Origin of the sequence: Lentzea sp. (assembly GCF_036380075.1) — a bacterium.
Classification (GTDB): domain Bacteria; phylum Actinomycetota; class Actinomycetes; order Mycobacteriales; family Pseudonocardiaceae; genus Lentzea.
In genome coordinates, this window is the sequence record NZ_DASVFL010000220.1 from 1 (window position 1) to 12,788 (window position 12,788).

Consider the following 12,788-nt stretch of genomic DNA (forward strand, 5'->3'; position numbering starts at 1 on the left):
CAACGCGTCCGGCGTGAACCCGGTGCTCTCGCTGAACCCGTAGTTCCACCCGGCGAAGACGAGGTCGGCGCCCGCGCCCTGCACGACCTCCTTGGAGATCTTGTCGGCGAGGTGCTTCGAGCTGTCGAAGTCGGCTTTCCAGGGAGAGGTCTGGAGGTCGACGGTGTTGCCGCTGTCGACCACGTAGCCGGCCATGCGGTCCTTGAGGCCCAGCGCGAACATCAGCTCGGTGATGCCGGTGTCGTTGGTGACCACTTTGGACGGCACCCTGTCGAACGTGACCTGCTGACCGCAGTTCGTGACGGTCACGGGGTCCGCAGAGGAGGTGTCCCGCGCGACCGTCGCGCCGCATCCCGTGACGAGGAGCAGGGATACCAGGGCGAGGGCGGTTCTCAAGGGGTGACCTCCTGGTCGAACAGGAGCTGGGGAGCTCCCGTGGTGGGGTGCGGCACGACGTGCGCCGTGACGTGGAAGACCTTGGCGATCAGCTCGGGCACGAGGACCTCGGCGGGCGTGCCGGAGGCGACCAGCCGTCCCTCGTCCAGCACGTGCAGGCGGTCGCAGTAGGACGCGGCGAGGTTCAGGTCGTGCAGGACGGTCAGCACCGTGACGCCGAGGCCGCGCGTCAGCGACAGCACGTCGAGCTGGTGGCGGATGTCGAGGTGGTTGGTCGGCTCGTCCAGCACCAGCACGCGGGGTTCCTGGGCGACGGCGCGGGCGATGAGGACGCGCTGGCGTTCGCCGCCGGAGAGGCTGAGGAAGCTCCTGGACGCGAGGTGCGAGACGTCCACTGTGGCCAGTGCGGCGGCCACGACCGCGCGGTCGCGCTCCGGCGAGCGGTCGTGCGGCAGGCGGCCCATCTCCACGACCTCGGCGACGGTGAAGTCGAACTCGACCTGCGACTCCTGCGTCAGGGCGGAGAGCTCGCGCGCCAGGTGCCGCCGGTCGTGGACGTTGTGACCGTTGACGAGCACGGCGCCCGCGTCCGGTTTGAGGGCGCGGTAGACGCAGCGCAGGGTCGTGGACTTGCCGCTGCCGTTGGGGCCGACGATGCCGACGACCTCGTCGGAGGCGTGCAGCGTGATGTCCTCGATGATGCCGTCGACCGTCAGTCCCTCGATGTCGACGCGCATCAACGGCCTCCGAACACGTAGGTCTTGCGGCGCATGAGGAAGATGAAGCACGGCACGCCGATCGCGGCCGTGATGACGCCCAGCGGCAGTTCCTCCGGCGCGGCCAGCATGCGGGCGGCGACGTCGACCCACACCAGGAACGACGCGCCGGCGAGCGGTGCCAGCGGCAGGACCCGCCGGTGGTCCGCGCCTACGACCATGCGCGTGAGGTGCGGCAGCATCAGCCCGACGAAGCCGACGGCGCCGCTCACCGCGACCAGCACACCGGTGATGCCCGCGGTGACGATGAACAGCTGGGTGCGGAACCGGGTGACCGCGATGCCGAGCGTGGTCGCGGTCTCGTCGCCCATCGCCAGCGCGTTGAGCTGCCGCGCCCTGGTCATCAGGTAGACGATCCCGGCCACCGTCACGACGGTCGCGACGGGCAGCGACTGCCAGTTCGCCCCGCCGAGGCTGCCCAGCAACCAGAACATGGCGCTGCGGGCCGCCTCGCCGTGCGGCGCCTGGAACACCAGCAGCATCGCCACCGCCGAGAACCCGTACGCCAGCGCGGTTCCGGTCAGCACCAGCCGCAGCGGTGTGAGCCCTCGGCTCGTGCGCGCGGTGAGGTAGACCAGTGCCGTGGCACCGAGTCCGGTGAGGAACGCCCCCGTGGACAGCGCGTAGACACCCAGCCCCTGCAGGACTCCCAGCGTCGCCACGGCCGTCGCCCCCACGCTCGCGCCCGACGAGATGCCGAGCACGTACGGGTCCGCGAGGGCGTTGCGGACCATCGCCTGGATGGCCACGCCGACCGCGCTGAGACCTGCGCCGACGACCGCGGCGAGCAGCACGCGGGGCAGCCGGATGTCCCAGACGATGTGGTACTGCCCGGCGAGGTCGGCGGGGACCGTGCCACCGGTCAGCGCGGCCCGCAGCAGGTCGAGGGTGACGCCGAACGGGACGGAGACGGGACCGAGTGCCACGCCCGCGACGACGCTGAGCGCGAGCACGCCCACGAGCGCGCTGATCCTGGAGATCACTGGTTCCCTTCCCGCAGTCCACGGCAGGAGTCGGAGGTGGTGTGCACGCCGTGTGCGGGTGTTCGGGCTCGCCCCTCGCGGGGCCTACCGTTGCGGGTCAGCGCCGGACTTCGACCGGTCTTCCCCCACACGCGACATCCGCACTCTAACCCGAGGTCGTCACCCCTCCGCACCGAAGCCCGGCGCGAACCGGCCGAAGTACTCCGCGCAGTTCGCCATCTGCTGCTCGACGAGACCCCACTTCGGGGTGTCGTGCGGCTCCAGCATCTCCAGCACGTCCACGGAATCCGTCACCTTCTCGCCCGGGACGAGGACCTCGGCGCGGTCGCCGGGGAAGATCGACACCTGGTGCCCGACGTGCCACACGTCACGTCGTGCGCCCTTCACCAGCACCTTCCACAACGGCGGCGGGAACCGCTCCAGGTCCTCCAGCTCGTTGCGGATCTTCCACAGGGCGTTGAAGACGGAGTCGCCGACCGCCGTCCTGCGGCCGAACGGGCCGTAGAGCGCCATCGTGATCTCCTGCATGGTCCGCGCCTGCCAGACGACCCGGCCGACCCACACCTGCTCCCTGCCCGACGCCGGATCCCGGCCGTACAGCGGGACCTGGCGCGAGACCGGTGGGAACTCACCACCGTGCGTCCACTCCGGCATCTCTTCCGACTGGGTCTGCACTTGTCTCGAAGCTCCTCTAAGCGTGCTTGTCCAGGATGTCGCGCATCATCTGCCGTTGCTGGGCCATGCGCTGTTCCGTCGCGGTGCGCTCGGCGAGCGAGAGCTGCGGCAACGAGTCCTGCATCTCCGCGACGGACCGCTGGAGCCGGAAGTAGTGGCTCTTGTCCGGCTCCGGCAGGTGCTCCGGCTCCCGGACGCGGGGCTGCTCGTCCGGTTCGCGCCTCGGCTCCTCGGCCGGCGGATCAGGTTCGCGGTCGTGCGGCACGGGCTCGTCCGGCTCCGCCTTCTGCGGGCCGAACGGCTCGTCGCCGTGGTGCGGGGTGTAGTCCTGCGTGTGCGCCGGCGGCTCGTAGCCGGGGCGGTGCCACGGCGGCAGTCCGTCGTCGACGTGCTTCGCGGCCCGGGTGGCGGCCTGCTCGGCCGCTTCGCGCACCACCGCCTTCTCGGCCGCGCCGACCAGGCCGGCGCCGTCGGTCGCCACGGCGATGGCCGCGTCACCGGTGAGCCTGCCGAGCGCCGAGAACGGATCCTTCTTCCACTCCTCGAAGTTCAGGAGTCCCTTCACGGCCTCGGACGGGTGCGTGGCCAGGTGCACCATGCCGGACGCCTGCTTCTCCAGGTGCGCGGCGTACTCGCCGGGGTGGGCGACGTTGTACGGGTCGAGCGGGTTGCCGGCGCGGACCATCCCGAGCAGGTTCAGGCCGGACTCGGCCATGCCCGAGTGGAACGACGACACCTGGGTGACCGTCTGCTCGAAGCTGTCCTCGATCGAGGCGGCGAACTTCGACAGGAACCCCGGTTCCTCCGGTGCCTTGTCCTTCGCCCTCGTGACGACCGCCGCGGTCTCAGCCGCCACGGCCTTCAGCGTCCTGCGCGCGTCGGCGAGCATCCGCCGTGCCGCCTCGCGCTTGACCTCACCGGGATCGACGAACGGCGCGAGCGGCGCCGGCGCCGGTCCACCCGCTTCAGCCGCGGCGGACACCTCGCGGTGCCGGGACTCCGCCGCGTCACGTTCCTTCCCGGCCGCCTCCGTCTCCGCCTCGGCCTCGTCGTGCAGCCGGACCGCCTCGGCTGCCTCGCGTTGCGCGCGTTCGACCGCGCCGCGGTACGTCGTCAGCGCCTCCACCACGGGGCCGAACGCCTCTGCCGCGTCCCGCCACTTCGGCACCTCCCGGGAGAAGTACCGCTGGAACTTCTCCGCCGCCTCACCCGTCCAGTGCCCCACGTCCAGTGTGGACAGACCCGAACTCGCCTCCTGACAGGCGTTCGAGAGCTTGCGCAGGCCGGTCGAGGTCTCGTCGAGCGTCACGACGTCGCCCGGCACGAGCTCGACGGGGTCACGGGTGTCGCCGAGCTCAGCGCGTCCGAACAGGCTCATGAGCGATCACCGGCCGGTGTGAACGAGGTCTGCCGCTCCGGCGACGAGGACGCGACCGGTTCCCGCAGCAGGTCCTCCCACGACTTCTCCGCCGCGTCGGCCGTGGAGTTCGGGTCGCCGATCAGCAGCCGGAAGCCCCGCTTGAGCTCGTCCTCGGCCTCCTCGTAGACGCTGCGGGTGTCCGTCAGCGCCTCGACCATCGCCGCGCCCTCCTCGACGAGATGGCGCACGCCCCACTTCCAGCGGTCGAAGAACTCCTCCAGCGCGTCGGCGAGCACCTCGTCCCCGCACTCGTCCTCGTCGGGGCAGAGGAACCCCAGGCTGGTCGTACTGGCCATGAGGTGGCCGCCGTCAGGCGCGAACTCCTTGAGCAGCGCCACCGTGTCGTTGATGCCCTTGATCGCCTGACTCATCGCGCCGAGGTCGACGCCGAACCCGGTCACGCGTCCACCGCCAGCGCGTCCGCGACGATGCCGCGCACCGGCGGCAACGTCATCATGTGCTCGGTGCCGGTGTCGAAGACGACGCCGGTGCGGCGCGGCAACGCCGGCAGGTAGTGGTCGAGCAGCCGCCCGCCCGTGACGGCCAGGTGGTCGGCCGCCGGTTCGCCGCGCGCCTCCAGGTGCTGTGCCAGCAGGCCGGGGCTGGAGAAGACGGCCAGCCAGTCGAGTCCTCCGAAAGTGATCACCGGCAACGACAGCGGGTCCACCCGCCGCAGGTACACCGTGCTCGCCCGGAACGCCCTGACGAAGGCTTCCGGGTCCCCCGCACCGCCGCGGTAGCGCCTCGCGTGGGCGACGGCCTGGTTCTCGTCGTGCATGTCTCTCCTGTTCCACCAATCCCCCCAGATCGGCGGAGCCGTACGTTACCGATTGATCACCGTCCGTATCGGGTGAACACGACGACTGAGGCGGGAGTCACGAGCAAAAGATCTTGGAAAGTTCTCCGGCGGCCGTGTCGATCCGCTGCCGGGCCCGTTCGACCTGGGGATGCTGAGGGGCCGCACCGGCCGCCACCACCCGAGGAGACACCGTGAAGTACATGCTGATCATGCGCGCGACCGACGAGGCCTTCGCGGGCATGGGCGAGCTCGACTTCGACAAGATGCTGGAGACCGTCGGCGCCTTCAACGAGGAGCTGATCCGCGCCGGTGTGCTGCTCGCCGCCGAGGGGCTGTCCGACCCGTCCGAGGGCGTCGTCGTCGACTACTCCGCCGAGCCGCCGGTCGTCACGGACGGCCCGTACGGCGAGACCAAGGAGCTGTTCAACGGCTTCTACCTGCTCAACGTCTCGTCGAAGGAGGAGGCGGTCGAGTGGGCGAAGCGCATGCCGATGACCGGGCCCGGCTTCAAGACCGAGATCCGCCGCGTGCCGACGATCGACGAGTTCCCGCAGGACAACGAGTGGATCCAGAAGGAGAAGGCGTGGCGCGAGTCCACCGGCCAGCTCTGAGCACCTGAGCGGCGCGCAGAACGCCGAAGCCCCGGCCGGAGTTTCCCGGCCGGGGCAACAGAGCGTCCGAGCTCAGCCCGTGCGCACGTTCGACGACACGAGAGCGGCGAGCCGGTCGCCGATCGCGTAGGTCGCGCCCGGCGACTGGTGGTCGCGCGTCGCCAGGTCGAACGCCACGGAGGCCTCGATCCGGCGCGACGACTCGTGCTCGCCGAGGTGGTCGAGCAGCAGCGCCACCGACAGCACGGCGGCCGTCGGGTCCGCGATGCCCTGGCCCGCGATGTCGGGCGCCGAACCGTGCACCGGCTCGAACATCGACGGGTTGCGGCGGGTGACGTCCAGGTTTCCGGACGCGGCCAGGCCGATGCCACCCGTGACGGCGGCGGCGAGGTCGGTCAGGATGTCGCCGAACAGGTTGTCCGTCACGATCACGTCGTAGCGGCCCGGGTCGGTGACCAGGTGGATCGTGGCCGCGTCGACGTGCTGGTACGCCACGGTCACGTCCGGGTGCTGCAGCGAGACCTCCTCCACGACGCGCGACCACAACGAGCCGGCGTGCGTGAGGACGTTCGTCTTGTGCACCAGCGTCAGGTGCCTGCGCTGGCGGGCCGACGCACGCGCGAACGCGTCGCGGACCACCCGCTCGACGCCGAACGAGGTGTTCAGCGAGACCTCGGTGGCGATCTCGTGCGGGGTGTCCTTGCGCAGCAGGCCGCCGTTGCCCGCGTACGGGCCCTCGGTGCCCTCGCGGACCACCACCATGTCGATCTCCGGCGGGTCCGCGAGCGGGCTGCGGACGCCGGGGTAGAGACGGGCGGGGCGGAGGTTCACGTGGTGGTCGAGCTCGAAGCGCAGGCGCAGCAACAGCCCCCGCTCCAGGATTCCGCTCGGCACCGACGGGTCGCCCACCGCGCCGAGCAGGATCGCGTCGTGCTGGCGGAGCTCACCGAGCACCGACTCGGGCAACAACTCTCCCGTGGCGTGCCAGCGCGCCGCGCCGAGGTCGTAACGAGTGATCTCGGCCGCCGGAACGACCTCGCCGAGGACCTTCAGGGCCTCCGCGATGACCTCGGGCCCGATCCCGTCTCCTGGGATCACTGCGAGCCGCATCCACACACCTCCCAGGTGTCAGTCCCCAATTGGTGGGACTACTTTCCTCCGCGAGAGGCTACCGGCATCGCGGCCGCTCGCCGCATGCCGGACACCCCTTCGGGGTGTTCTCTCCCGTACTGCGGGACACCCACACGGCCCATTCGCACTTTCGAGTGTCACTCGACCGCAGGAAGGGGGTCGCGTCAAGGGGTGACGACCGGCAGTTCCGGCCCGTGACAGGCCGGAAGGCCCGGTTCCAAACGAAGAACCGGGCCTTCCGTGAAACATCCGATCTGGTCGTGCGGAGGACTGGCCCTAGTAGGCGCCGCCCTTGCCGCTCGACTTCACCGAGACGACCGCGGCGCGGTCACCGTCGGCGTTGTGGTGGTGCAGGACCAGCAGGCCCTCGGACTTGTCCGCCTTGAGGGCGGCGTCGTCCTTGTTCACCACGAGCGCCGTGCCCGGCTTCGCGAGGTACGACAGCGCCGCGTCGCCGCCGCCCTGCGCCCACAGACCCGGCTTGAGCGGGTCGAAGGACAGCGGGCGGTCGATGACGTCGATCAGCTTGTTCGCGTTGCCCGGCGCCACGTAGTAGCCCGCGGTGCCGACGGTGTAGGACAGGCGCGCGGAGCTCTTCGCCGGGTCGATGCCGAGTGCCGAGAGCAGCACCGGCAAGACCACGACGTTGGTGTCCTGCACGTTCGCGTCCACGTCGCCGAACAGGCCGTTGACGCCCTGGATGTCGACCGTCTCCCCCGTGGCCAGGTTCACCGTGGTGGCGACCAGGAGGTCGGTGTCGGTCAGGCGGGTCGCGTACGTCTCGAAGTCCGCCGTGCCGTCACCGTTGGTGTCGATGTCGACGAACGGGATGGTGTTCTTGCCGAGGTTGTACCAGTTGCCCCACGTCGCGACACCGAACGCGAGCAGCGACTCCTCCGGCTTGCCCTGCGCCTTGGCGAGCGGGGCCGTGGAGGCCGCGCCGACGTAGCGCAGGTCGCCGCCCTTGGCGGTCTCGTTGAGCGCGCAGTTCTCGGTGACGTTGCGCTTGCAGTCGCGCAGCTTCGGCGACTGGGCCTGGAGCTCGAGGACGCTGACCAGCGAGCGGTAGGCCTGCGAGCCCGTGCCCTGGTCGAGTCCCTTGCCGGTCAGGTTGAGGATCGCCTGCTTGTCCTTGCCGCGGAACTTGAGGCTGTCCGCGGTGGAGATGTCCGCCACCGGCTTCGGCGCGGAGTAGACGGACAGGCGCAGCGGCACCGTGGCGCCGGCGGTCGGCGTGAGGGTCACGCGACCGGAGGCGTCCGCGAGGAACTGGCGCGGCGTGTCGAGCTGCAGCGGCTCCACGGTCGGGTCGACCGTCTTGCGCAGCGCCTTCGGGTCGTCGATCTTCAGCGTCACCTTGACGCGGGCGACGCCGCGCGGGCTCAGCTTGACCGAGCTCTGCGAGAGCACGTAGCTCACGCCCGGGATCGTCGTGGCCGCGGTGTAGCCGACCTTGTACTCCACGGACTTCGTGGACTTGTTGACGATCTTGATGGTCTTGGTCTTCTGGACGGGCTTGGCGACCTCGACGACGCCGAAGTTCGCGCTGACGTAGCCGTTGTCCTCCTCGACGTAGGCGAGGACCTGGTTGTCGACGGCGGCCTTGCCGTCGACGCGGCCGGTGCCGACGCGGTTGGGGGCGTAGGTCTTGCCGTCCTCCTTCACGTCCGCGCCCGCGGTGTTCATGATCGCGGCCTTGACCTCTTCCAGCGTCCAGTCCGGGTGCGTCTGGCGCACCAGGGCCGCGATACCGGCGACGTGCGGGGACGCCATCGAGGTGCCGGAGATGACCGAGCGGTCGTTGCCGGAACCGACGGCCGTGGACGAGATCGTGTCACCGGGCGCCGCGACGTCCGGCTTGATCGAGCCGCTGCGCGTGCCGCGGCTCGTGAACGAGCTCGGCGTGTCCGAAATGGACTGGTCGTAGGTCGGCGTCGAGGTGCGCAGGTCACCCGCGAGGCGGACGACGAGCGTGCCCGCGTTCAGCGCCGGGCGGATCGCCGCGGTGGCCGAGCCGGTGAACTGGAACATCGGGATGCCCGCGTTGCCGGCGATGCCCGCCGCGAAGTTCTCCAGCGTGGAGGAGAGCAGCACGCCCTGACCGCCGGCGGCCTGCACGTTGTTGGCGCGGACGGCGGAACCGCAGCGGCGCGTCGCGTCGTTGTCGTCCCACTCCAGCCACACGAACTTGCCCGCGACGTTGTCGGTGATCGCGACGCAGCCGTCGGCGTTGCCCGCCTGCGCGAGCTTCACGACCGGCAGTTCCTTGTCGTAGCCGAGGTAGCCGGTGAAGCTCTGGCTGTACTGGCCGGGCTTGAGGCCCTGGCCCTTGACCTCGGCACCGTCGCGCAGCACGTACGAGTCGCGCACGGACGCCACCGTCAGCGCCTCGGGCGTGTTGCCCGGCGAGCCGCCGATGTCGTAGAGGTCGCCGCCGTTGCCCGCGGAGAAGACCGGCATGACGCCGACCTTGTACAGCTTCTTCACGAAGAGGCTGTCGGGGTCGTCCGGGGCGCCGTAGTCGGAGCCGAGCGACAGGTTGACCACGTCGAGGTGGTCGGAGAAGTCGCCGTCGCCGTCGGGGTCGAGCGACCAGTCGAGGGCCTGCGAGGTGACGTTGGTCGAGCCCTCGCAGCCGAAGACCTTCAGCGCGTAGATCTGGGCCTTCGGCGCGGTGCCGGGGCCGATCTTCATCGCGTTGAGCTTGTCGGCGTCGAGCTTGGTGTAGTCGCCCTTGAACGTGCTGCCGTCGGCGTTCTCGCCGAAGCCGGCCGTGGTGCCCGCGACGTGCGAGCCGTGGCCGTTGCAGTCGATGGGGTTGGGGTCGGGCTTCGGCGTGCCGATCGCCGGGTCGGTGCTCTCGCCGTCGTAGTCCTCGCCGACGAAGTCGTAGCCGCCGACGACCTTCGCGGTCGGGAAGTTCGGGTCCTTCACGCGCGGGTCGACGGCCTTGAACGCCTCGACCGTGCCGGGGCCGCCGAAGTTCGCGTGCGTGTAGTCGACGCCGGTGTCGATGATGCCGACGCGCACGTCGTCACCGAGCTTGCCGTACTGCTGCCAGACGTTGAGCGTCCTGGTGAGCTGGACGGCGTTCGAGTTCTGGCGCTTCTTCGGCACGACCGGGTAGACCGCGAGGACGTCCGAGCGCTGCGCGAGGTCGCGGACCTTCTGCGCGTCCGCCTTCACGACGACGCCGGGGACGCCGTTGGAGGTGCGGTACAGCTCCTTGGTCTGCGTGTCCGCGCTCTTGAGCTGGCCGACGACCTGGTCCGCGGTGGCGGAGGTGTCGTTCTTGGCCTGCTTGGCGGCCTGCTTCGCGACGTCCTTGCCCTGGCTCTTCTTCTCGTCGAACGCGTCGACGGCGGGCTTGCGGTCGAGCGCGACGAACGCGGTGACCGTGCCGCTGGAGTTGAGCCTGGGAGAAACCTTGAGCTGCAACGCCTTCGCGTCCAGCTTCTGTGCACCCTTGACCGGCTGCGCGAGCGGATCGCTCTGCGCCTGAGCCGTGGCAGGTGCGATCAGCAGTGTGGTGATGGCAGAGAACACCACCAGACTCGATCGTCTTTTCACAACGTTGCCCCAACCGAGGTGTGTGCCTTCGACCCGCGTGGATCAGTGCCGTGCCCTCTACGGCACCGGGTCAACCTCGTGGGGACGCTAATCGCTGATCGTGTCTTTGCGATTGCCCCGAAAGTATGAATGTTGTCTACAGGGAGTTGCCTGTTATGCGTTCGTTGTGAACGGCGACTTCACCGGGAAGGGGACTTTGCCGTCCCCTTCCCGGTTTGTCGTGACTATCCGAAGTCGACAGAGCGAACGGTGCGCGCGCCCACGGCGGCACCGATCGGGTCGAGGACCTGCGTGTCGACCGGGCGGTCCACGCGCAGCACCATCACGGCGTCGCTGCCGGTCTGGCTGATCTGCGCGGCCTCGATGTTGACGCCGGCCTCGCCGAGCAGCGTGCCGACGGTGCCCATGACACCGGGGCGGTCCGGGTACTCGAGCAGCAGCACGGTGCCCTCGGCGCGGAGGTCGAAGTTGCGGCCGTTGATGTTGACCAGCTTCTCGACCTGCGCGATGCCGCTGACGGTGCCCGACACGCTGTTCGTCGTGCCGTCGGCCTGCACGGCCCTGACCGTGACGAGGCTGCGGTGGTTCGGGCTCTCGGTCTCCTTGACGACCTCGACGGTGACGCCGAGGTCGGCGGCGAGCTGCGGCGCGTTGACGAACGTCACCTGCGACTCGACGACCTTGGAGAACACGCCGCGCAGCGCGGCGAGCGGCAGCACCGCGACGTCCTCAGTGGACAGTTCGCCGCGCACCTCGACCGTGACGCTGGTCGGGGCCTTGGGCGACAGTGCACTGAGGACGGTGCCGAGCTTCTGCACCAGCGGCAGGTACGGGCGGACCTCTTCGCCGACCGCGCCGCCCTGGACGTTGACGGCGTCCGGCACGAACTCGCCGGCGAGCGCGAGGACGACGCTCTTCGCGACGTCCGTGCCCGCGCGGTCCTGGGCCTCGGTGGTGGAGGCGCCGAGGTGCGGCGTGACGACGATGCCCGGCACGTTGAACAGCGGGCTCTCGGTCGTGGGCTCGGTGGAGAACACGTCGACACCGGCGCCGCCGACCTGGCCCTCCTTCACCGCCTCCGCGAGGGCTTCCTCGTCGATGAGGCCACCGCGGGCGGCGTTGACGATGATGACGCCGCGCTTGGCCTTCGCCAGCTGCTCCGCGCCGATGAGACCCTTGGTCTCGGGCGTCTTCGGCAGGTGGATGGAGATGGCGTCGGCGCGCTCGAGGAGCTCCTCGAGGCTGACGAGCTCGATGCCGAGCTGGCCGGCGCGCGCGGCGCTGACGTACGGGTCGTAGGCGATCAGCTCGACGCCGAACGCGGCGACGCGCTGCGCGAACAGCTGGCCGATCTTGCCCAGGCCCACGACACCGACGGTCTTGCCGTTGAGCTCGACGCCGTTGAACTTGGAGCGCTTCCACTCGTGGTTCTGCAGCGTCTCGTGGGCGGCGGGGATCTGCCGCGCGACGGACAGCAGCAGCGCCACGGCGTGCTCGGCGGCGCTGACGATGTTGGACGTCGGCGCGTTGACGACCATCACGCCGTTCTGCGTGGCGGCCGGCACCTCGACGTTGTCGAGACCGACACCCGCGCGGGCGACGACCTTGAGCTTGCGGGTGGCGGCGAACACCTCGGCGTTGACCTGGGTGGCGGACCGCACGAGCAGCGCGTCCGCGTCGGCGACGGCCTCCAGGAGGGCCGCTCGGTCGGTTCCGTCAACGTGGCGCACTTCGACGCCTTCGCCGAGAGCGTCCAGAACGGACGGTGCGAGCTTCTCGGCGATGAGAACAACGGGTCGGCTCGTGTTGGTCACGGACATCGCTCCCAGGAAGGGTCGGATCGTGGGGCGCGGGCGTGGTCGGGGGCGGCTTGCCCGCGCCGACCGGGCACCGCAATGTGTCCGGACTGTTAACGAGCATAGTCAGGAGGCTTGCGGCTGGTTCTCGGCGGGTGGCTCAGGTCACTGTGCGCGTCTTGTGGGATGGGACGGTGTTTGCGCTGGTTACCCGGGCTCGCGGTCGGCTGGTTCCCGTGCGTTTGGACTTGTACGAGTTTGGGGGGTGGCGGTTGGGTCTTGGTGGAGTCGGTGGCTCGGTTTTGGGCGTGCTGGGGTTCCAGCGTGGTCCCGGTGCGTTGTCCCTGTGCCTGTTCCAGCGTGGGCGTGCACCTCGGACGAAAGAGCGGGGTACATCGCCGCTGCGCGACGATTGCGATTGGGGCTTGACTTCGGGGCCCTTGCGAGGTGCTGTGGTCGGCCGGAAAACGGCCGGACGCTTCGCGACCGGCCGAGCCCGATATAGGTAGCACCTCGCACCCAAAGTCAAGCCCCAATCGCAAACCACGGGTGGGTTCACCGGCTCTAATCGGCGTCAGGGGTGACTGCTCGCCTTCGGCATCGCTTGGAAGTGCGGGGGTCTTGTCGGCTC

10 protein-coding genes, 1 pseudogene and 1 riboswitch are annotated in these 12,788 nt (G+C 69.8%); of the genes and pseudogenes, 1 reads left to right on the forward strand and 10 read right to left on the reverse strand.

The genetic code is table 11. The annotated features are described in order from the left end of the window. From VF330_RS24385 to VF330_RS24415, 7 genes and pseudogenes are all read right to left on the reverse strand, one after another. Positions 1-396 (reverse strand): annotated as a pseudogene (locus VF330_RS24385) (iron transporter); the annotation flags it as partial. Further along, entirely contained in the window at positions 393-1,133 is a 741-nt protein-coding gene (locus VF330_RS24390) for an ABC transporter ATP-binding protein (RefSeq protein ID WP_330853992.1), read from the reverse strand. The pseudogene VF330_RS24385 and the gene VF330_RS24390, both read right to left, overlap by 4 nt. Beyond that, positions 1,133-2,155, reverse strand: coding sequence for an iron ABC transporter permease (locus VF330_RS24395; RefSeq protein WP_330853993.1), 1,023 nt, complete (start codon positions 2,153-2,155; stop codon positions 1,133-1,135). Before VF330_RS24395 ends, VF330_RS24390 begins: the two co-directional genes overlap by 1 nt. Before the next feature lie 36 nt (positions 2,156-2,191). Then, a riboswitch (cobalamin riboswitch) is annotated at positions 2,192-2,303 on the reverse strand. 11 nt (positions 2,304-2,314) lie between these two features. After that, positions 2,315-2,830, reverse strand: coding sequence for a hypothetical protein (locus VF330_RS24400; protein ID WP_330853994.1), 516 nt, complete (start codon positions 2,828-2,830; stop codon positions 2,315-2,317). Positions 2,831-2,846: 16 nt separating this feature from the next. Further along, positions 2,847-4,208, reverse strand: coding sequence for a putative T7SS-secreted protein (locus VF330_RS24405; RefSeq protein ID WP_330853995.1), 1,362 nt, complete (start codon positions 4,206-4,208; stop codon positions 2,847-2,849). Then, entirely contained in the window at positions 4,205-4,651 is a 447-nt protein-coding gene (locus VF330_RS24410; RefSeq protein ID WP_330853996.1) for a hypothetical protein, read from the reverse strand. Before VF330_RS24410 ends, VF330_RS24405 begins: the two co-directional genes overlap by 4 nt. Continuing rightward, positions 4,648-5,028, reverse strand: a complete 381-nt coding sequence (locus VF330_RS24415) for a hypothetical protein (protein WP_330853997.1) — start codon at positions 5,026-5,028, stop codon at positions 4,648-4,650. The genes VF330_RS24410 and VF330_RS24415 overlap by 4 nt, the downstream gene beginning before the upstream one ends. 212 nt (positions 5,029-5,240) lie before the next feature. Between VF330_RS24415 and VF330_RS24420 the strand changes: the two genes are divergently transcribed. Next, positions 5,241-5,660: a YciI family protein gene (locus VF330_RS24420; RefSeq protein WP_330853998.1), complete on the forward strand. Its 420-nt coding sequence runs from the start codon at positions 5,241-5,243 to the stop codon at positions 5,658-5,660. 72 nt (positions 5,661-5,732) lie between these two features. Here the strand turns inward: VF330_RS24420 and VF330_RS24425 are convergent, their stop codons facing one another. The 3 genes from VF330_RS24425 to serA all read right to left on the reverse strand — a co-directional run bounded on the left by VF330_RS24425 (position 5,733) and on the right by serA (position 12,175). Next, positions 5,733-6,770 carry a 3-isopropylmalate dehydrogenase gene (locus VF330_RS24425; RefSeq protein WP_330853999.1) on the reverse strand — a complete coding sequence of 346 codons (1,038 nt, stop codon included), beginning with the start codon at positions 6,768-6,770 and terminating at the stop codon, positions 5,733-5,735. A gap of 297 nt (positions 6,771-7,067) precedes the next feature. Continuing rightward, on the reverse strand, positions 7,068-10,340 hold the full coding sequence (locus VF330_RS24430; protein WP_414675440.1) for a S8 family serine peptidase: 3,273 nt from the start codon (positions 10,338-10,340) through the stop codon (positions 7,068-7,070). A 245-nt stretch (positions 10,341-10,585) separates the two neighbouring features. Further along, on the reverse strand, positions 10,586-12,175 hold the full coding sequence (gene serA / locus VF330_RS24435) for a phosphoglycerate dehydrogenase (RefSeq protein ID WP_330854000.1): 1,590 nt from the start codon (positions 12,173-12,175) through the stop codon (positions 10,586-10,588). Positions 12,176-12,788: the final 613 nt, after the last annotated feature.